This window comes from Methylobacterium sp. B4, assembly GCF_003201865.1.
In the GTDB taxonomy this organism is placed as follows: Bacteria; Pseudomonadota; Alphaproteobacteria; order Rhizobiales; family Beijerinckiaceae; genus Methylobacterium.
Genome location: NZ_QJJJ01000006.1, coordinates 87,351 through 106,548, shown reverse-complemented (window position 1 = coordinate 106,548; position 19,198 = coordinate 87,351). Strand labels below are relative to the sequence as shown.

The 19,198-nt window shown below is 71.7% G+C and carries 17 protein-coding genes; 8 read left to right on the top strand and 9 right to left on the bottom strand.

Translation table 11 applies throughout. The features are described from left to right. Positions 1-191: 191 nt before the first annotated feature. Together BY998_RS10655 and BY998_RS10650 are read left to right on the top strand one after the other, a co-directional pair. Positions 192-887: a DUF1013 domain-containing protein gene (locus tag BY998_RS10655; RefSeq protein WP_110351603.1), complete on the top strand. Its 696-nt coding sequence runs from the start codon at positions 192-194 to the stop codon at positions 885-887. A gap of 143 nt (positions 888-1,030) precedes the next feature. Then, positions 1,031-1,576, top strand: coding sequence for a hypothetical protein (locus BY998_RS10650; RefSeq protein ID WP_110351602.1), 546 nt, complete (start codon positions 1,031-1,033; stop codon positions 1,574-1,576). Positions 1,577-1,799: 223 nt separating this feature from the next. Here the strand turns inward: BY998_RS10650 and BY998_RS10645 are convergent, their stop codons facing one another. Continuing rightward, complete coding sequence (locus BY998_RS10645; protein WP_110351601.1) at positions 1,800-3,278, bottom strand: MFS transporter; 1,479 nt, start codon at positions 3,276-3,278, stop codon at positions 1,800-1,802. A gap of 141 nt (positions 3,279-3,419) precedes the next feature. On the opposite strand from BY998_RS10645, the gene BY998_RS10640 reads away from it, so the two are divergent. Continuing rightward, a complete protein-coding gene (locus tag BY998_RS10640) occupies positions 3,420-3,707 on the top strand; it encodes a hypothetical protein (RefSeq protein ID WP_245421549.1) in 288 nt (95 codons plus the stop codon). Here BY998_RS10640 and BY998_RS10635 read toward each other — a convergent pair. From BY998_RS10635 to BY998_RS10615, 5 genes are all read right to left on the bottom strand, one after another. Then, positions 3,683-4,792, bottom strand: coding sequence for an ABC transporter permease (locus tag BY998_RS10635; RefSeq protein ID WP_110351599.1), 1,110 nt, complete (start codon positions 4,790-4,792; stop codon positions 3,683-3,685). The two genes, BY998_RS10640 and BY998_RS10635, sit on opposite strands and share 25 nt — an antisense overlap. Continuing rightward, entirely contained in the window at positions 4,789-5,712 is a 924-nt protein-coding gene (locus BY998_RS10630; RefSeq protein WP_110351598.1) for an ABC transporter permease subunit, read from the bottom strand. Before BY998_RS10630 ends, BY998_RS10635 begins: the two co-directional genes overlap by 4 nt. Further along, positions 5,709-7,301 (bottom strand): peptide ABC transporter substrate-binding protein, encoded by a 1,593-nt coding sequence (locus tag BY998_RS10625; RefSeq protein ID WP_110351597.1) that lies wholly within the window; start codon positions 7,299-7,301, stop codon positions 5,709-5,711. The genes BY998_RS10630 and BY998_RS10625 overlap by 4 nt, the downstream gene beginning before the upstream one ends. Before the next feature lie 83 nt (positions 7,302-7,384). Beyond that, a complete protein-coding gene (locus BY998_RS10620) occupies positions 7,385-7,822 on the bottom strand; it encodes a heme-binding protein (RefSeq protein WP_110351688.1) in 438 nt (145 codons plus the stop codon). 73 nt (positions 7,823-7,895) lie between these two features. Beyond that, positions 7,896-8,348 carry an OsmC family protein gene (locus tag BY998_RS10615; RefSeq protein WP_110351596.1) on the bottom strand — a complete coding sequence of 151 codons (453 nt, stop codon included), beginning with the start codon at positions 8,346-8,348 and terminating at the stop codon, positions 7,896-7,898. Positions 8,349-8,513: 165 nt separating this feature from the next. On the opposite strand from BY998_RS10615, the gene BY998_RS10610 reads away from it, so the two are divergent. Beyond that, positions 8,514-9,230 (top strand): RibD family protein, encoded by a 717-nt coding sequence (locus tag BY998_RS10610; protein ID WP_110351595.1) that lies wholly within the window; start codon positions 8,514-8,516, stop codon positions 9,228-9,230. On the opposite strand, the gene BY998_RS10605 is transcribed toward BY998_RS10610, so the two are convergent. Then, on the bottom strand, positions 9,206-10,246 hold the full coding sequence (locus tag BY998_RS10605; RefSeq protein WP_110351594.1) for an alpha/beta fold hydrolase: 1,041 nt from the start codon (positions 10,244-10,246) through the stop codon (positions 9,206-9,208). The genes BY998_RS10610 and BY998_RS10605 overlap by 25 nt on opposite strands. 135 nt (positions 10,247-10,381) lie before the next feature. Between BY998_RS10605 and BY998_RS10600 the strand changes: the two genes are divergently transcribed. Further along, the gene (locus BY998_RS10600; protein WP_110351593.1) at positions 10,382-11,770 is read left to right on the top strand and encodes an MFS transporter; all 1,389 of its coding nucleotides are present in this window, start codon (positions 10,382-10,384) and stop codon (positions 11,768-11,770) included. Positions 11,771-11,888: 118 nt separating this feature from the next. On the opposite strand, the gene BY998_RS10595 is transcribed toward BY998_RS10600, so the two are convergent. Next, complete coding sequence (locus tag BY998_RS10595) at positions 11,889-13,754, bottom strand: ABC-F family ATP-binding cassette domain-containing protein (RefSeq protein WP_110351592.1); 1,866 nt, start codon at positions 13,752-13,754, stop codon at positions 11,889-11,891. A gap of 192 nt (positions 13,755-13,946) precedes the next feature. On the opposite strand from BY998_RS10595, the gene BY998_RS10590 reads away from it, so the two are divergent. Then, the gene (locus BY998_RS10590; RefSeq protein WP_110351591.1) at positions 13,947-15,173 is read left to right on the top strand and encodes an acyl-CoA dehydrogenase family protein; all 1,227 of its coding nucleotides are present in this window, start codon (positions 13,947-13,949) and stop codon (positions 15,171-15,173) included. A gap of 78 nt (positions 15,174-15,251) precedes the next feature. On the opposite strand, the gene BY998_RS25045 is transcribed toward BY998_RS10590, so the two are convergent. Next, positions 15,252-15,377 carry a hypothetical protein gene (locus BY998_RS25045; RefSeq protein ID WP_280952901.1) on the bottom strand — a complete coding sequence of 42 codons (126 nt, stop codon included), beginning with the start codon at positions 15,375-15,377 and terminating at the stop codon, positions 15,252-15,254. Between the two features lie 336 nt (positions 15,378-15,713). Between BY998_RS25045 and mutL the strand changes: the two genes are divergently transcribed. Together mutL and BY998_RS10580 are read left to right on the top strand one after the other, a co-directional pair. Next, positions 15,714-17,696 carry a DNA mismatch repair endonuclease MutL gene (gene mutL / locus BY998_RS10585; protein WP_110351590.1) on the top strand — a complete coding sequence of 661 codons (1,983 nt, stop codon included), beginning with the start codon at positions 15,714-15,716 and terminating at the stop codon, positions 17,694-17,696. Positions 17,697-17,946: 250 nt separating this feature from the next. After that, positions 17,947-19,191 carry a Mu transposase C-terminal domain-containing protein gene (locus BY998_RS10580; RefSeq protein ID WP_110351589.1) on the top strand — a complete coding sequence of 415 codons (1,245 nt, stop codon included), beginning with the start codon at positions 17,947-17,949 and terminating at the stop codon, positions 19,189-19,191. Positions 19,192-19,198: the final 7 nt, after the last annotated feature.

The window sequence follows — 19,198 nt, the reverse complement described above, 5'->3', positions numbered from 1 at the left end:
CCGAAATGGTTGCCGGCGGGTACAACGCAATTGCGCGCAGCCCCCCTCCGCCGCTATATGAGATTCATCCCCCCATTCAGCGCGATACGGGATTCTCCGGGCTCGACACACGAGGCCGGAGACCGGGAGAGACCGTTTCCGTCATCCCGGCTCCGCCGCGCATTCGCGAAAAACCGCCTGGAGCTTTGCCGATGTCCCAAGGTCCGCTGATGCCCAAGGCGACCGCCGTGTGGCTCGTCGAGAACACCTCGCTGGCCTTCGAGCAGATCGCCGATTTCTGCAAGCTGCACCCGCTGGAAGTGAAGGGCATCGCCGACGGCGAGGTCGCCGCCGGCATCAAGGGGCTCGACCCGATCACCACCGGCCAGCTCACCCGCGACGAGATCGAGAAGGCGCAGAAGTCGCCCAATTACCGCCTCAAGGTCGCGGTCTCCAAGGTCAAGCTGCCGGAGGTCAAGCGCACCACCAAGGGCCCGCGCTACACGCCCCTGTCGCGCCGCCAGGACCGGCCGAACGCCATCCTCTGGCTGATCCGCAACCATCCCGAACTGAAGGACGCGCAGGTGATCCGCCTTGTCGGCACCACCAAGGCGACGATCCAGCAGATCCGCGAGCGGACCCACTGGAACTCCGCCTCGCTCCAGCCGATGGACCCGGTGACGCTCGGCCTGTGCTCGCAGATCGACCTCGACTTCGAGGTGCAGCGCGCCGCCAAGGACCGTCCGGCCGTGGTGCCCGCCGATGGCGGCGCCAAGCTCCTGCCCACCGAGGTCTCGACCGCCCCGGCCGCCGCGGAGCGGGAGGAAGAGGAGGAGGATCTCAACGCCGACGCGGTCTTCGCCAAGCTCAAGGGCATGAGCCGCATCGACGAGGACGACGAGGAGTAAGGCCTCCTGCGGCCTTGAGAGCCCGGCCGCCTTCGGGCGACAGGCTCGGTGCCTTGAAATAAACTGCTCGCCTGCGCATGTCATATGCTGAATAATGCAGCAGGATCGCTCCCGGTGAGCGGTCGCAGGCGCGAGGGCGTGGCATGATCCACGGTGGCTTGGCCGAAGGCGGCGCGACCGGACCCGGTCTCCCCGCCGAGCCCGTGGGCGTGCTGGAGGCGTGGGTGCCCGCCGCCCCGCCCAGCGAGCCGGTGACGCTGGCGCAATCCCTGATGAGCGAGGCGGGCTGGGGCCCGGAGAATTTCGGCGCCGAGGGCCCGAACGCACCCTACCTGCGCATCGGCGGCAAGCTCTGGGTGACGCTGACCGAGGTCGAGCCCTGCTTCTCCTCGTATCACCGCGACCGGGGGCCGTTCCGTTCCAAGGTCGCGATCGCCGGCCACCTCGCCAAGTACGACGCGATCATGGTCGATCCGCTGGCCTTCGAGGAGTGCTTCGGCCCCGGCGAGGGCACCGAGGCGGTCTTCCCCTTCGGCGCTTGGCTCGAAATCCGCCGCGTCGATTTCAGCGGCCTGGAGTTGTGGGGCAAGCGCCAGGGGGCGGTGACGCTGCCGCTCGACGCTCTGGCGGTGGCCTCGGCGATCTGGCTGCGGCGAAAAGGGTCGGCCCCGCGATCGGAGCCGACGTGAGACCGCTCGTCGATTGAGGCGGGTCTTGCCAGGGTCGCCAGACGATACCGGTTTCCGGCTGAACGCTTCGGGTTCGGCCCCACGCCGTCATCGCTTGCGCTGAACCTCGCAAGGACGAAGAGGCCGAACGGTTCGGCCGTCGGTCGTCCGATCCCTCTCCCCGCAGGCGGGGAGAGGCGATGCCCGGCAGGCCGGGTTGCACGACGCCCCCTGAGGACGCCCCTCAGGCCGAGGCCAGCGGCTTCGAGACGTCCTCCAGCGACTTGCCCTCGGCCGCCGTGCCCCAGATCCAGCCGACGATGGCCGCTACCGCCATCAGGCTCGCGCCGATGATGTAGCCCACCAGCACGAGATCGCGCGAGCCGGTCTCGACCAGCGCGCCGAACAGCAGCGGCCCCGAGACGCCGCCGATGCCGGTGCCGATGGCGTAGAAGGCCGCGATCGCCAGCGCGCGGATCTCCAGCGGGAAGGTCTCGGCGACCGTGAGGTAGGCGGAGCTGGCCGCGGCGGAGGCGAAGAAGAATACGCCCATCCAGGCCGCCGTCTGGCCCCAGGCGCCGAGCAGGTCGGCGCGGAAGACGAGGCCGACCACGACCAGCAGCACCGCCGAGATGCCGTAAGTGAAGGCGATCATCGGGCGCCGGCCCACGGTGTCGAACAGCCGTCCCAGCAGCAGCGGGCCGAGGAACGAGCCGAGCGCGAAGGGCAGCAGGTACCAGCCGACATCGCCGCCCGGCACTTGGTAGAAGCGCTCCAGCACCAGGGCGTAGGTGAAGAACAGCGCGTTGTAGAAGAAGGCCTGGGCGATCATCAGCGCCAGCCCGACCATGGTCTGGCGGCGGCTCGTGACGAACAGGGCCTGGGCCACTTCCGCGAGCGGGGTGTGGCTGCGGACCTTGAGCTTGAGGCGCCGCGACTCGTCGGGCGGCGGCAGGGTGATGCCCTCGTCGGTGAAGCGCCGCTCGATGCCCGTCACCACCCGGTCGGCCTCCGCCGCGTAGCCGTGGGTGACGAGCCAGCGCGGGCTCTCGGGGATCCAGGTGCGCAGGAGCAGGATCACGAGGCCGATGCCGCCGCCGACGAAGAAGGCGATGCGCCAGCCCCAGGCCGGGTCGATCCATTCGGGCCGCAGCAGCGCGATCGAGAGGAAGGAGCCGAGCGCCGCCCCGATCCAGAACGAGCCGTTGATGACGAGGTCGGTCCAGCCGCGCACGCGGGCGGGAATCAGCTCCTGGATGGTCGAGTTGATCGCGGTGTACTCGCCGCCGATGCCGGCTCCCGTGAGGAAGCGGAACAGGCAGAAGCTCCAGATATTCCACGACAGGCCGGTGGCCGCTGTCGCCATGAGGTAGAGGGCGAGCGTGATGAAGAACAGCTTCTTGCGCCCGATCCGGTCGGTGAGCCAGCCGAAGCCGACCGCGCCGACCACCGCGCCGACGAGGTAGGAACTCGCCGCTAGGCCGACATCGAACTCGGTGAAGGACATCGGCTCCTTGCGCAGCGCCCCAACGAGGGCGCCCGCCAGCGTCACTTCGAGCCCGTCGAGCACCCAGGTGATGCCGAGCGCGACGATGACCAGGGTGTGGAAGCGGCCGAAGGGTAGGCGGTCGAGCCGGGCGGAGATGTCGGTGTCGATCACCGTGCCCGCCGCGACCCGCTCAGGGGGCGCGGTTCCGGCCTGACCTTCCGCTCGGCTCGTCATTGCCACTCCGTTTACCTTGAATCGGCAAAATTGTTCGCAAGTCCCGCCGGGCAGCGCCAAACCGCTGCCCGGCAGTCCCACGAATCGGCGTTCGGAAACGCTTCAGGTTGCGGAATGGCCCCATCCGCCGGGCCTCTCGCCATGACATTTTTCGCGCCGCTTTCCGCCAGAACGATCCTTCCGCCGCTCGCCGTCGCCCTCGGCTCCCTGGGGGCCGTGCTCGCCGTCTCCACGCTGGCGGCCCAGGCGGGCGGCGCCGCCCGCTGGGCCCTGCGGCCCAAGGCCGAACCCGTGGCGGCGGCCCTCGCCGAGATCGCGCCCGTTCCCGTGCTGCGGGGCTCGAAATCGGTCCCGCTCTCGGAACTGCCCGGTGAGCGGCGCACGGTGCGCATCGTCTACCAGGGCTACGTGCCGGCCGAATCCCGCTGAAGCCGCGGGTCGAGCGCCTCGCCGAGGCCGTCGCCGAGCCGGTTGAGGGCCACCAGGGTGACGACGAGGAAGCCCGCGGGTGCGGCGAGCATCCAGGGCGCGGATTCCAGCGCGCGGGCGCCTTCCGCGATCAGCACGCCCCAGGAGGTCGCCGGCTCCTGCACGCCGAGGCCGAGGAAGGACAGGAAGCTCTCCAAGAGGATCACCCGCGGCACCAGCAGGGTCGCCGCCGCGATGATCGGCCCGAGCGTGTTGGGCACGACGTGGCGGACGAGGATCGTGCCCGGCCCCACCCCCAAAGCCGTCGCCGCGCGGAAAAAGTCGCGGCCTTTGAGGCTCAGCGTCTGGGTGCGCACGATGCGGGCCATGTCGAGCCACTCGACCGCCGCCACCGCCACCATCACCAGCCACAGCCCGGCGCGGAAGAACACCAGCAGCATGATGACGAAGAACACGAAGGGCAGGGCGTAGAGGATGTCGAGCAGGCGCATCATCAGCGCGTCGACCCATCCCCCGGCCATCCCGGAGACGGCCCCGTAGCTCACGCCGATCAGCAGGGCGGCGAGCGTCGCGGTCAGCCCGATCAGCAGGGAAACCTGGCCCGCCGCGAGGCAGCGGGTGAGGAGGTCGCGCCCGAGCGCATCGGTGCCGAGGAGGAAAGTCAGCTTCCGCACCGGCAGGGCGACCACGAGACGGCTTCCGTCGGCCGCGCGCTCCAGCACCTGGGCCGAGCCGAACAGGCCCGAGCGGGGCAGGAGCCGCAGCGCCCGCTCGTCGACGGGCCTTCCCGAAGCCGTCAGCGTCAGCCGCACCCGGTCGCCCTCAAGCCTCACATCCTCCAGCCCGAGCCGCATGCGGAAGGCGAGGCGCGTCAGGGCCGGGCGCAACTCGTCCGCCCGCGGGTGGGCGTCGAGGCTCGGGGCGACCCGGACGAAATCGGGATAGATCTGCTCGGGCTTGTGTCCGGTCAGGAAGGGGCCGATCAGGCAGGCGAGCACGATCAGCACGAGGCTCGCCAGAGCCGCCAGGGCGCCCCGGTCGCGGGCGAGCCGGCGGCGGGCGAGGCGGGCCAGGGCCGCGCTCACGCGGACACCCTCAGGCGCGGGTCGAGCGCGGCGGCGGCGAGGTCGGCGATCAGGTTGAAGGCGATCACCATCACCGCCACCAGCACGACGGTGCCCATCACCAGCGTGTAGTCGCGGTTGAGCGCGCCCTCGATGAAGTAGCGGCCGATGCCCGGCAGGCCGAAGATGGTCTCGACGACGACCGAGCCGGTCATCAGCCCCGCCGCCAGCGGCCCCAGCGTGGCCACGACCGGGAGCAGTGCGCCGCGCAGAGCGTGCCGGGCGATCCGGGCACGGGACAGCCCCATGGCGCGCTGCGTGCGGATGTGCGGCTGGATCAGCACCTCGGCCAGCGAGGCGCGGGTGAGCCGGGCGATGCCGGCGGCGTGGGGCAGGGCCAGGGTGAGCACCGGCAGGACGAGGTTTTTCGGATTGCCCCCCGCCCAGCCGCCGACGGGGAGCCACGCCAGCCCCAGGCCGAACACGATCTGAAGGAGGGGCGCGGTGACGAAGTTCGGCACCGCGAGGCCCAGCGAGGCGACGAGCCCCACCAGCCGGTCGGCGGGCCCGCCGCTCCGGAACGCGGCGAGGCTCCCGAGCGCCAGCCCGAGGGTGAGCGCGAGCACGAGCGCCAGTGCGCCGAGGGTCGCCGAGACCGGCAGGCCGCGGGCGAACAGGTCGGTGACGGTCAGGTCGCGGAAGCTGAAGGAGGGCCCGAGATCGCCCCGGGCGAGGCTCGCGAGGTAGCGCCCGAACTGCACGATCAGGGGCTGATCGAGCCCGTAGACGCGGCGCAGGTTCTCCATCGCCGCCGGGGGCAGGGGCCGCTCCAGATCGAACGGACCGCCCGGCGCCAGCCGGATCAGGAAGAAGCTGCCCGTCACAACGAGGAACAGGGTCGGCAGGCTCTGCGCGATCCGGCGAGCGATGAGGGCGATCATGTGTCGAGCCGGAGGTAGCGGGTGGGCGCGACGTTGCGGATATTGGGGTGCATTCCGTGCAGCCGCGGCGAGACGAGCGCCTTCGAGCGGTAGTGCAGCAGCGGCATCCAGGGCAGTTCGTCGAGCACGATTGTTTCCGCGTCGAACAGCATCCGCGCACGGGCGTCCACGTCGCGCTCTCCCGCCGCCCGCGTCAGCAGCCCGTCGAAGACCGGGTTCGACCAGCGCCCGGCATTGAAGCCGTCATTGCCGGTGCGGAGCAGGAACAGGAAGTTCTGCGGGTCGGAATAGTCGGCGATCCAGGACATCCGGGCGAGGTCGAAGGGGCCGCCGTCGCGCAGATAAGCGAAGTGGGTCTTGGCGTCGGTGGAGACGAAGCGGGTCTCGACGCCGATGCCGCGCCACGCATCGGCCAGGGCGATGGCCGTGTTGCGGTTGTTGTCGGTGGTGTTGAAGCGGTACTCGACCGTGAGCGGCGTCCTGGGCCCGAAGCCGGCCTGCGCGAGCAGCCGCAGCGCCTCCTCCTCGCGGTCGATGGGGCCGTCCTCACGCCCCGGCATCAGCGGCGGCGGCAGGGCGTTGTCGAGGCCCGGCGGGCAGAAGGAATAGGCCGGGGCCATGGTCTGCCCCCAGACGATCTCGGCCAGGAACTCCCGGTCCACCGCGAGCGAGAGGGCGCGGCGCACCCGCGCGTCGTCGAAGGGAGCCTTGCGCAGGTTGAAGGCGATGGCGAGCAGGCCGAGCCCCGGCCCGAGCCGGACCTGCGCGCCGAAGCGCTTCTGCAGGGAGGCGATCTGGTCGGCGGGCAGGTCGGACAGGGAATCGATCTCGCCGGCCGCGTAGCGCCGCACCGCCGCGGCGAGGTCGGGGGTCGGCACGACATCGACCCGCTCGATCGGGATCGCGGCGGCGTCGCGATGGTGGGGGTTCTTGGTCAGGGTGATGCGGTCGTTGGGCACCCAGTCGACCAGCGCGTAGGAGCCGTTCGAGACGAGGTTGCCGGGCCGCGCGAAGGCGTCGCCCCAGCGCGCCAGCGAGGGCCGGTGGACGGGCAGCGAGGTCTGGTGGGTGAGGAGTTCGAGCAGGTAGGGCACCGGCTCGGCCAGCACGATCTCCAGCGTCCGGGCATCGGGCGCGCTCACCCCCAGCGTCTCCGGCGGCTGCTCGCCCGCATTGACGGCCGCCGCGCCGCGGATCGGAAACAGCACCTCGGCGTATTTCGCGCCCGTTCGCGGATCGAGGATGCGGCGCAAGGAGAACAGGAAGTCCTCGGCCGTCACGGCCTCGCCGTTCGACCAGCGTCCGTCGGGGCGCAGAGTGAAGCGGTAGGTCAGGTGGTCGTCGGAGATGGTCCAGCTCTGCGCGGCGCCGGGGATGATCGTGCCGAGATTGTCGTAGGTGAGCAGCCCCTCGAACAGGTCGCGCAGGATGTGCGCCTCGGCCACCGTCGAAGTCTTGTGCGGGTCGAGCGTCTCCGGGTCGGCGTCGTTGCCGCGGCGGTAGACCGGCGCGGCGGCGCGTGCGGGCAGGGCGAGCCCGGCGGCGAGCGCCGCGCCGCTTCGCAGGACGGTTCGGCGGAGGAGGCTCATGGGGTTATCCGATGCGTCCCGTCGCCCCGCTCGCGGGGAGAAGGGGCAAACGGCGCGAACTCCCGCACGCGATCGGCGCCCGGTCAGGCGCCCGTATCCCCCTTGAGCCCCGCGGCCTCGATGCCGGCCAGCGCGCAGATCTCGTCGTTGTCCGAGGTGTCGCCGGAGATGCCGACCGCGCCGAGCAGCCGTCCTTCGCCGTCGCGGATCAGCACGCCGCCGGGCACCGGCACCAGGGCATCCGGCCCGACGAGGTGGCTCACCGCGGCGACGAAATGCGGCTGCTCCTCCGCGCGCTTGGCGATCGCCCGCGAGCCGAGGCCGAGCGCCAGCGCGCCATTGGCCTTGCCCCGGGCGATCTCCGCGCGGCGCAGGGAAGTGCCGTCCTCGGCGGCCAGGCACTTGAGGGCGCCGCGGGCGTCGTAGACCACCACGGCGAGCGGCTTGAGGTTCCGCTCGCGGGCGGTCTTCAGGGCGGTGGCGACGAGGGTCTGCGCGGCGGCAAGCGTCAGGTCGGTCATGCGGATGTCCTCGAAGGGCAAGGTCGTGGGCAGGACATGCACCGTCGCGGCCGGTTTCGCCAAGCCGGTCGTGTCAGGCGACCGTCACCTGCGCACGCACGGAATTGGCGATGAAGCAGGTCTCGTGCGCCTCGTGGTGAAGCGCGGCGAGCCGCTCCGCGTCCGGTGCCGCGCCCGTCCACTCGATGCGCGGGTGCAGCACCACCCGCGTCACCGCCTGCCGGCCCGGCGCGATCGCCTCCATGCGTCCCTCGGCGTGGTCGCGATAGGCGTGCGCCACGAAGCCGGCGAGCCGGGCGACGTGGAGGAAGCTCAGCATGTGGCAGGAGGAGAGCGCGGCCACCAGCATCTCCTCGGGGTCGACGGCCTCGCGCACCGCCCACTTGCCGACGACGTGCGGCGAGGCCGAGCCGGGCACCGCGATCCCGCCGTCGAAGCGGATCGCGTGGCCGCGGCTGTAGCGCCCGGCGGCGAAATCCTCGCCCTCCGCCAGCGCCCAGCGCACATCCGCGGTGTAGCTCGCCATGGTCGTCCCTCCCGTCGCGGGGCGAGCCTATCCGGCGGGGTGCGGTCGGACCAAGCCGGTGGAGTCCCGTCCCCGGCGGTGCGTCGCGGCGGCCCGCCCTCTGGCCGGGCGGGGAGGCCGGTCTAGTTCCGCCATGGAAATCGCAGAGCAGGAAGCTTCGAGACCATGGCTGAGGGAACCGACCGCCCCTACGTCCTGTGCCACATGACCACCTCGGTCGACGGGCGCATCAAGGTGCGGCGCTGGACCACCGTCGATGCGGATTCGCACTACGAGGAGGTCCACAAGCGCCTCGGCGGCGACGCCTGGATGTGCGGGCGCATCACCATGCAGGGCTACGCCGACAGCGCCAAGCCGCTCGCCTCCGTGCCGCCCGAAGTGCCGGTCTCGCGCGAGGATCACGTCGCCCGCACCGAAGCCCCCGGCTACGCGGTGGCGCTCGATGCCCGCGGCGCGATGGATTGGGGCGCGCGCAACGAGATCGAGGGCGATCACGTCGTGGTGGTGACCACGGGGCAAGCCTCCGACGACCGCCTGCGCCGCCTGAGGGCGGGCGGCCAATCCTACATCCTGGCCGGCGAGCGGGCGGTCGACTTCGCCCTGGCGCTGACCAAGCTGAAAGCGCTGTTCGGCATCGAGCGGCTGCTGGTGGAGGGCGGCGGGCGCATCAACGGCTCGATGCTGAAGGCCGGACTCGTCGACGAGCTGAGCCTGCTGCTGGCCCCGGCCGTCGACGGCGTGCTCGGCACACCGGCCCTGTTCGACTTCGAGGGCGGGGAGGGTGATTCCATGGGTTCGCGCCGCCGCCTCACCCGCACCGCCTGCGAGCCGTTCGAAGACGGCACCGTCTGGCTGCGCTACCGGATCGAGCCGGTGGGCTGATCGTCCATCGCGGCCTGCACGGTGAGGAACGCGTCGTAGGCGTTCGTCACCGCCGCCCGGTTCTCGAAATGCGGGAAGGCGCCAGTGGGCAGCCGCAGGATCGTCCAGTTCGGGCGGCCCGCCACCTCGCCGACATGGCGGTAATCGACGAAGTCGCCCCGCGCCCCGTAGACCATGAAGACCGGCAGGGTCAGCGCCTCGTAGACCCGCGTGGTGTCGTCCGGGAACAGGTAGCCGGAGAGGAACGAGAAGGGCGCATGCTCCGCCCCCGGCTGACGGGCCGAGAGCCGGTCGTAGGCGAACAGGCCCTCGTCGATGTCGCGGCTGCCCCAGGTCTTCTCGAGGAAGAAGCGCATGCTCGGCCCGCTCACCAGCGCGTCGAAGAGCGGGCGGCCCCAGAGCGGGAAGGCGGCGAGCTGCCGAGCCACGGGATTGCCGCGATGGGCATCCGCCGGGCCCTCGCCCGAGAGGCGCCCGTCGAATCCCGTCGGGCTGATCAGGCCGAGGCTGGCGAAAAGCTCCGGCCGCTCCAGGGCGGCCCGGGCGAGATAAGCGCAGGACAGGGAGAGCGCGACGCCGTCGAGCGGCGCCCCGCCGTGGCGGGCCGAGATCTCGGCGGCGGCATCCACGATCGCATCGATCATGAGCCGGGGCGTGTAGAGGCGGTCCGCCCGTTCGGAGCAGCCGAAGCCCGGCAGTTCGAGGGCGTAGACGGGGCGGCGCGAGCGGTAATGCTCGTAGAGCGGCCGAACCTCGTAGGCGTTGGCCGCCGCGTTGATCGAGTGGATCAAGAGGAGCGGCCGTCCGCCCTGCGCATCCGCGGCGTAGAGGTTCACCCGGCCGGAGCGCGTGCGCAGGGTGCTGCGCCGCCCCGACAGGGCCGGGGGCAGGGGGCCGGCCCGGTTCAGCCCGAGATGGCTCCAGGCGATCCAGGCGCCGGCCGCAGCCAGCGGCAGCAGCGCGAGAGCCCCGGCCGTCCTGGCCTTCCGGACCTTGAGATGGCGCGTGCCGCGCATGGTTCCTCCGTTCCGTTCTCGCGACGGACAACGCGGGCCGGGGGCCGACGTTGCCGCGGCCTGCCGCCCACGGTTCACGGGGCGCCGGCTTGCCCTTAAAGGCTGTCGGGAGGCGTCGAAGGGGACAGGAACCGGATGCAGGATCGCAAGCCCGAGCGCCGCGTCCTCGCCGTCGTCGCGGTCCTGACGGGCTTCGGGATGGCGGCGCTGCCGACCACGGGGATGGCGTTCCTGATGCCGTGGGTGATGCAGCAGGGGGCGTACCCGGCCTCCACGGCTGCGGTGATCCAGACGGCGCACACCTACGGCCTGATCCTGGGCGCGCTGCCGATGGCGGCGCTGGCCGCGCGGCTCGGACCGCGGCGCGGCTTCCTCGCCGCGGTCCTCGCCCTCACGGGGCTCGTCCCCGCCGCGGTGCTGCCGCTCGACCTCGTACCGCTGCTCGGTCTGCGTCTGGCGCAAGGCATCGCCTCGGCACTTCTCGTCTGCGCGGGCTGGAGCCTGCTGCGCCGCCTCTTCGGCGAGGGGCGCCTCGGGCTCGGCCTCGGACTGAGGGAGGTGACCGTCCTGCCGGCGCTGCTGCTTCTTCAGATGTCGGCCGGGTTCGCGCTGCCGCGGTTCGGAAGCCCTGGCATCCTCGTCCCCACCCTCCTCCTGGCGGGGCCGAGCCTGATTCTCGGTCTCCTCGCCCTGCCGAGGGAGGACGCGCCGCGGCCGCGCTTCGACGGACTCGGCGCCGTCCTCTCGATGCTCTGCTTCGGGCTGCTCCTGACCGCCGTGCCGCTCGCGCTGATCCGGCCGTTGGCGGCCCTGCTCGTGCTCAATCTCGGCCTGATGCTGCTGGGGCTCTGGATCTGGCAGCAATGGCGGCGGCCGGCGCCGCTGCTGCCGCTCGATCTTCTCGCGCGGCCGGGCCTCGCATGGCCGCTCGCCGCGGCCCTCGCGGGCAACGTCGCCCTCACCGCGGCGGACACGGCCCTTCTCTCCCATCTCAGCGCGCGCGACCGCCTGTTGCAGGACAGCGTCGGCGTCGTGTTCCTGGGGCTTGCGGCCCTCACCGCCGGGGCGGGCTACTACGCCGGCCGGTCCGGCGCGCCGCGTCTCGCCCGGATCGGGATGGGGCTCGCGGCGGCCGGCCTCGCCGCTCTCGCCGTGGGGCTCCCGGATGGCGGGGCGGCGGACGGATGGCCGATTCTGGCCGCCGGCCTCCTTGCCTTCGGCATCGGCCGCGGCCTGTTCACCGTCGGCAACGTCCTGGCGCTGCTGCGGGCCGCGCCGCCCGAGCGCAACGCCGCGGCGACCGGGCTGTTCGTCCTCGCGGCCGGCCTCGGGACGCTGCTCGGCCCGCTCTACCTCGTGCCGCTTCCGGCCCTGTTCATCCCGGCCGAAATGATCGGGACCGGGCTCTGGCTCGGCCTCGCGGCGGGGGCGGCGATGGTCGCGGCTCTGCTCAGTCGGTCGGGCGCGGCCTCGTCCGTCGATGCGGCGCCGAGGGCCGGGCGCCTTTCGCGGGAGCCCGTTTGAGCGACGGTTCCACCCGGCGCCGGCAAGCTGAAGGCTCCTCACCATGAGGAGCGATGGCCCGGCCCGTAAACCTCGCTCGAACAGCCTTCGAGCTTCGGACCTCGTCGCGGCCGCGGCCTCAGGCCGCCGCCTCGATCTCCCCGCTCACCTCCAGCCACTCCTCCTCGGCCTTGGCCAGGGCCTCGGCGGCCTCGGCGCGCATGCGGGCGAGATCGCCGGCCTTGGCCGCGTCCTTGAGGAAGGCGGTGCCGTCGGCCAGAGCCGCATCGATCTTCTCGATCGCCCCCGAGAGCTTGGCCATGCGCGCCTCGATGCCGTCGAGGCGCTTGCGCAGCGGCGCCAGAGCCGCGCGACGCTCCACCGCCGAGCGGCGCGCCTCGGCCTTCTGCCCCCCAGTGCCGTCGCCGGACGTGTCCACCCGCTCCGGGCCGGCGAGAACGAGGCGGCGGTAATCGTCCATGTCGCCGTCGAAGGACTTCACCGAGCCGTCGCCGACGATCCAGAGCCGGTCGGCGCAGGCCTCGATCAGGAAGCGGTCGTGGCTGACGAGGATCACCGCCCCCTCGTAGTCGTTGATCGCCTCCACCAGCGCCTGCCGGCTCTCGATATCGAGGTGGTTGGTCGGCTCGTCGAGGATCAGCAAGTGCGGCCCGTCGAAGGCGGCGAGCCCCATCAGCAGGCGCGCCTTCTCGCCGCCGGAGAGTTTCTCCACCGGCGTGTCGGCCTTCGACGCCGGGAAGCCCAGCCGAGCGGCGGCCGAGCGCACCTTCGCCTCGGGGGCGTCGGGCATCCGGTCGCGCACATGCGCCACGGCGCTCTCGGAAGGGCGCAGCTCGTCGAGCTGGTGCTGCGCGAAATAGGCGACCTCCATCTTGGAGGAGCGCCGCATCTCGCCCGCGAGCGGGGGCAGCCGCCCGCCGATCAGCTTGCAGAAGGTGGACTTGCCGTTGCCGTTGGCGCCCAGGAGCGCCACCCGGTCGTCGGGAGCGAGGCTGAGGTTCAGCCCCGAGAGCACGATGCGCTCGCCGTAGCCGGCCTGGACGCGCTCCATCGCCACGATCGGCGGCGAGAGCGGCTTTTCCGGGCTCGGCAGGTGGATCACCGGCACCTCGTCTTCGAGCAGCGCGGCGATGGGCTCCATCTTGGCGAGCCGCTTCATCCGCGACTGGGCCTGGCGCGCCTTGGTCGCCTTGGCCTTGAAGCGGTCGATGAAGCTCTGGAGATGGGCCCGCTCGACCTCCTGCTTGGCCTTCGCCTTCGCCTGGAGCACCCGCTTCTCGGAGAGCTGGCGGGCGAAGCTGGTGTAGCCGCCGCGGTAGATCGTCAGCTTGCCGCGGTCGAGATGCAGGATGTGATCGACGGATGTGTCGAGCAATTCCCGGTCGTGGCTGATGATGACGGCCGTGCGGGGATACTTCTCGAGGTAGTCGTAGAGCCAGAGCGTGCCCTCGATGTCGAGGTAGTTGGTGGGCTCGTCGAGAAGCAGCAGGTCGGGCTCGGAGAACAGCACTGCGGCCAGCGCCACCCGCATCCGCCAGCCGCCGGAGAAGTCCGAGCAGGGACGGCCTTGCGCCGCCGCATCGAAGCCGAGGCCGTGCAGGATCGCCGCCGCGCGGGCCGGGGCCGAATGGGCGCCGATATCGACGAGCCGCGTCTCGATCTCGGCCCGGCGCAGCCCGTCGGCGGTTTCCGCTTCCTGCATCAGCCGGGCACGCTCGGTGTCGGCGGCGAGCACCACCGCGTGCAGGGTCTCGGGGCCGGCGGGTGCTTCCTGCGCCACCGCGCCGATGCGCATGCCCTTGGGCAGCGAGACCGCGCCGGCATCGGTCGGCAACTCGCCGAGGATCGCCCGGAACAGGGTGGTCTTGCCCGCGCCGTTGCGGCCGACGAGGCCGACACGGGCCCGGTCGGGGATCGAGAAGGTCGCCGAATCGAGGATGACCCGCTCGCCGATGCGGTAGGTGAGATCGTTGACGCGCAGCATGGGCGCGTTCTGGGGGCGGCCGGGTCTCAGCGCAAGGGAGTCGATGCGGCCGGGCCGTGCGGAGATGCCGTGCGTGTGCGCTCGGGGCCTCGGTTCCGGACCGCTTCGCCGAGGCCGGCCCTGCTCCGACGCGAACGTTTTGCCACCTTAAGCGTTCGGCTCGGGCGGGCGAGACGAAAGGGGCGAGGAACCATGGGCCAATCGGACTTCAAGGCGCCGCGTCCGCCGGAGCTGCTCTCGCCCTGGCGCACGGACAGGCGCGCCGCGCTCCAGGAGGAGGCCCGGAGCTTTGCCCGCGACGTGATCCTGCCCATCGCCGACGAACTCGACCCGCAGAAGGGCGAGATGCCCCGCTCGCTCATCGACGCGATGGCGCAGAAAGGCTGGTTCGGCATCACCATCCCCGCCGAGTACGGCGGGATGGGGCTCGGCGTGTTCGAGTACTGCCTCGTCTCGGAGGAGCTCGCCCGCGCCTGGCTCTCCACCGGCTCGATCCTCGCCCGCGGCCAGGGGCTCGGCACGCAGACGCTGGACGATGAAAGCCGCCGGGCGCTGCTGGCGAAATCCGCCAAGGGGCAGTGGATCGGCTCGATCGCCCTCTCCGAGCCCACCGCCGGCTCGGATCTGGCCGGCGTTCAGACCCGCGCCGTGCGCGAGGGCGACGAGTGGGTGCTCACCGGCACCAAGCGCTGGGCCGGCTTCGCTCAGGGCGCGGATTTCATCGAGGTGCTGGCCCGGGTGCGCGAGCCCGAGCCGGGAGAGCCGCGCTCGGCGGGGCTGGACCCCTTCCTCGTGGTCAAGGAGCCCGGCACCTTTCCGAAGGGCATGACCGGCACGGTGATCGACAAGATCGGCTATCACGGCTTCCTCACCTTCGAGCTCACGCTCGACGGGGTGCGGGTGCCCGAGCGCGACCGGCTCACCGGCCTCTACGGCGACGAGGGGGCGGATGCCGATTCCGGCGGCTTCGCCTCGGTGCAGCGCGGCCTCAACATCGCCCGGGTCCACACCGCCGCCCGCGCGGTCGGCGTGGCCCGCGCCGCGGTGGAGGATTGCACCGCCTACCTTCAGGAGCGCGAGCAGTTCGGCCAGCCGATCGGCCAGTTCCAGGCCCTGCGCTTCGCGCTGGCCGACATGGCGGCGGAAGTGGCCCAGGCCCGCGCCTACTGGCAGCAGGTCGCCCACCTCCTGGATGAAGGCCTGCCCGCCGAGAGCGAATCGGCGGGGGTGAAGCTGCTGGCCACCGAGATGGCGGTGCGGGTGACGAACCAGGCGATGCAGCTTCACGGCGGCAACGGCTACACCACCGAGCGGCGGGTCGAGCGCTACTGGCGCGACGCGCGCCTCACCACGATCTTCGAGGGCACCAGCGAGATCCAGCGCCGCATCATCAGCGACCGGATGCTGCCGCGGGGGTGAGCGGCCGCCGCGCAGGACCTCCCCGCGGTGGCGCCGCGCCCGAGGGCCGGCATCACCGCTCGAGCGTTCGCCGATACCTTATTGCCGGGCGTTGATGACGAAGCTGCGGTCCGCCGGCTTGTTGGAGGGCCAGGCGGTCGCCCCGTCGTGGCATTGCAGGCAGCCGTAGGTTTTCGCGCCCGGCGTCACGTCGGTCCCGATCACCGAATCGCCGAGCTGCCGCGGCTTAGGGCGTGTTGCCGAACGCGCCGGTCCATCGTGCCGGGATGAGCCGGTAGAAGGCGAACGGCGTCCCCCTCGGGAGGGGCTGGACGGTGGCGTTCAGCCGCGCCGCGGATTGCTCCGGCTGGACCACCGGCACCATCTGCGTCGGCGGGTTGAGGGGTTTGCCGGCGGCGTCGCGTTCCCGACAGGGCGTCGGCGGCTGGCTCGGCGCGCAGGCGAAAGTTGTGGTCCTCGTCCCGCGGCCGGGCCGGCTCCGGGCGGGATGGCGGCGCGCTTCGGCTACCGGACCGGCGCCCGGGGGCTTATATTTTGCGGATGTCCGCCCCCAACCTTCGCGAACCGCCGCGCGCCGCCGTCCGCCGCCTCGACCCGATCCTGGTCGACCGGATCGCCGCGGGCGAGGTGGTCGAGCGTCCCGCTTCCGCCGTCAAGGAACTCGTCGAGAACGCCATCGATGCCGGTGCACGCAGCGTCGAGGTGGCGATCGAGGGCGGCGGGCGGCGCCTGATCCGCGTCATCGACGACGGGATCGGCATGGGCGCGGAAGATCTCGCGCTCGCGGTGGAGCGCCACGCCACCTCCAAACTTCCCGACGGCGATCTCACCCGGATCGGCTCGCTGGGCTTTCGCGGCGAGGCTTTGCCCTCGATCGGAGCGGTCTCGCGGCTCGCCATCACCTCGCGCACCGCGGACGGGGAGGGCGTCAGCCTCACCGTCGATTCCGGGAGCAAGGGCCCGGTGCGCCCGGCGCCCGCCTCCCGCGGCACCCGCATCGAGGTGACCGAACTCTTCGCGGCGACCCCGGCCCGGCTGAAATTCCTCAAATCCGACCGTGCCGAGACGGCGGCCGTCTCCGAGATCCTGCGCCGGCTCGCGGTGGCGCAGCCGCAGGTGCGCTTCACGCTGCGCACCGAGAGCGGCAGCCCGACGGTGTTTCCCGCCGAGAGCGAGCCGGGCCCGGCCGCCCTGCTGCGCCGCCTCGGCGCCGTGCTGGGGCCGGACTTTCCCGGCAATTCCGTGCCCGTCGACATGGCCCGCGAGGGCTTCGCGCTCGCCGGCCATGTCGGCCTGCCGACCTTCCACCGGGGCGCGGCGAGCCACATCCACTTCGTCGTCAACGGGCGCCCGGTGCGCGACCGGCTCCTGCTGGGCGCCGTGCGCGGCGCCTATGCCGACACCATGAGCTCCGACCACCATCCCGTCCTGGCGCTCGCCCTCACCTGCGATCCCGCCCTCGTCGACGTGAACGTGCACCCGGCCAAGACGGAGCTGCGCTTCCGCGAGCCGGGGCTGGTGCGGGCGCTGATCGTCAGCGCGATCCACGAGGCCCTGCGCCGGGCCGGGGCGCGCTCTTCCAGCACGGGCACGCAGGCCGCCCTCGACGCCCTGCGCGCGGGCGGCTCCGCCGGCCCGGCGGGGCTCGGGCGCTTCTCCGTCCATTCCGGCGTCTCCGCCGCGAGCGCCTTGAGCCCCCGCCCGGCCAGCCGCCTCTTTTCCGGTCCCTCCGTGGCCGCGCCCGCGGGCTACCGCGCGCCCGAGCATCCGGCCCTCTCCGCCGGCCTGGCATGGGACCGGGCCGGTTTCGCCGAAACGCCGCAGGCGCTGTTTGCCGCCGACCTCGCCCCGCCCGGCGCCGACCTGCGGCCCGAGCCGGAGGCGGTTCCGGAGACCGATTCCCCCTCCGAGGCTCACCCCCTCGGCGCCGCCCGCGCCCAGATCCACGAGACCTACATCCTCGCCCAGACCCGGGAGGGCATCGTGCTGGTCGATCAGCACGCCGCCCACGAGCGGCTGGTCTACGAGCGGCTGAAGCGCGAGCGCGCCGAGGGCGGCGTCGCGACCCAGGGCCTGCTGATCCCCGACGTGGTCGAGATGGCGCCCGAGGAGGCCGACCGGCTCGTCGAGGCCGCGCCGGAATTGGAGCGATTGGGCCTGAGCCTGGAGGCCTTCGGCCCCGGCGCGGTGCTGGTGCGCGCGGTGCCCGCGGCCCTGGCCGGCGGCTCGGTGAAGCACCTCGTGCTCGACGTGCTCGACGCGCTGCAGGCCAGCGGCGTGGAGGAGGGGGGACCCGCCGGCGGGGGCGATCCCGACCCGGTGCGGCGGCGCCTCGACGCGCTCCTGTCGCGCATGAGCTGCCACGGCTCGATCCGGGCCGGGCGCCGCCTCAAGTCCGAGGAGATGAACGCGCTCCTGCGCGAGATGGAGGCCACTCCGCTCTCCGGCTCGTGCAACCACGGCCGCCCGACCTTCGTGACCCTGGGGCTGGCTGATATCGAGCGGCTGTTCGGGCGGCGATGAGCAATCGTTACAGAGAAAGAGCGAAGCAATTACAGGATAACAGCGAAATAGGCCTACGCGGAGCCTTTGACTAGCTTCTTCTCGCGAACCCCAATAGCCCCGTTCCAGCCGGGCAGGCGTGCATACGAATCGTCGCCGCTCTTATCGAAATATCGGTCCCACCCTACCCGGATGTCCATCTTTTTCCGCAGCATCGCCTCGTCCAAGTGTGAGTTGCGTCCAACTCCTGACCACGCCGAAGCTCGACCTCATGCGGCACTGGCCGGAGTTCGCTGAGCTCTGGCGGGACAAGCACGGCAAGCCGGACACCATCATCGTCGACAACGCCCTCGAACAGATCGGCGTGTCGTTCCAGGACGCTTGCGAGGACGCCGGCATCAACGTCCTGTGGGCGCCCGTGAAGAACCCGGAGTACAAGGCCCCGGTCGAGCGGCTGTTCGGGACCTTCAACAAGAAGCTCTTCCATAAGCTGGCCGGCGGCGTGCCGCTGCCGCCGCACCTGATGACGCGGATGGGCTTCGACCCGGCCCGGGACGCCACCACGACCCGGAGCCAACTGGAAGGGCTCGTCTACCAGACCCTTCGGGATACCTACCAGTACGAGGAGCACGCCGGCATCCAGGCGGCGCCGGAGACTCTCTGGCGCCGCGGCCTCGCCAAGAGCCGCGAGACCATCGACGACGTGAACTTCCTGGCGTCCGCGTTCGGCACCGTGGGGACGGCGATGCTGACCCGCTCGGGCATCACCTTCGAGGGGATGCGCTTCCACGACCCGGTCATCACCTCGAAGCTGCTGGAGGATCTCGCCCACCTCACGCCGATGCGGAAGCGCCGGAAGGGCAGCGCCACTGCGACGGTCAAGATCAAGTACAACCCGGCCGATGCCAGCCAGATCTCGGTCTGGAACCCCGAGGCCAAGCCGCGGAAGAAGTACGAGATCCTGCCGAACCTCGACGTCCGCTACGTCAATGGCGGCCTAGGCTTCTGGCATCACCGCCAGCTCAAGGAATGGGCGAAGGCCGAGAACCTGCCGTTCTCGACCGACGAGGAGCGCTGGTCGGCACGCAACCGCCTCCGGGCGAGCATCGAGCAGTACGCGCCGAAGGCCAAGTACGCGGCCATGCGGCGCAAGCGTCGGCTCCTCGAACCGCCCAAGCCCGTCCTCGCCGGCGACCTCGTCAGGCACGGCACCGTGGTGCCGGGCACGCTGGCGGCGAAGGCCGCCGACGTACCCACGGTGCCGCTCGCCGTCGAGCGCGAGGGCGACGGCATCCCGGAGAAGGGCGCCCGTCGCGGCGCCAAGAAGGCCATGAAGACGGCCGCGGAGACCCGCAGGCGCAAGAAGGCGGAAAGGGAAGCCGGGGCATCCTCCGCCGCCGCGGAGAGCGCTCCGAAGGCCGCACCTGTCGGTTCCGGCTTCGCCCTGGACGACGCCGACGCATACGCGCGGGACTACGAGCGCCGGATGGCGGACCGCAACCGGAAGAGGGGGTGAACGGGTC